Below are 438 nucleotides of genomic sequence, written 5' to 3' on the forward strand. Positions count from 1 at the left end.
GGCTTTGAGACGTCCGACCGTATCGTGTCCCGGCTTACCGATGTTTGCGAAGTACGGTGCTTCTTTGGGGTCCGCAAGCAGTCCGGACACCGCATCGTCGACCACCTTTGAAATGGCGGCCGGTGCGCTGGCATCTCCACCAAGCCCGGCCCACATGTCGGCATTTTGGGGAAATTGTGCTGTCGACGCCGTTGATGCCATCGCCTTGGGCGTGTCATCGCCCCCTCCGCAGGCACTCAAGGTCGCGGTGGTCAAGGTCAAAACCAGTAGCAGTGCTCGCTTCATGGGTCAATCTCCTTTGGCAGGGTATGGATCGGGCACTGCGCGGTTTATCTCAAGGGCTGCGCAGCGCTGGTTTGATATACGTCTGCCAGGCGATTTCGGATGCAGAATGGATCGAGCCAGCACGCCATTCATGCGCTCCACGCGTTCCGGGCG

Annotated in this window: 1 protein-coding gene; it reads right to left on the reverse strand. The window is 60.0% G+C overall.

The genetic code is table 11. The features are described from left to right. Positions 1–285, reverse strand: a 285-nt coding sequence (locus HOV91_RS41360; protein WP_217441624.1) for a globin family protein, incomplete at its 3' end; no start/stop codon positions are given. Positions 286–438: the final 153 nt, after the last annotated feature.

The organism is Nocardia barduliensis (assembly GCF_013315795.1).
GTDB lineage: Bacteria > Actinomycetota > Actinomycetes > Mycobacteriales > Mycobacteriaceae > Nocardia > Nocardia barduliensis.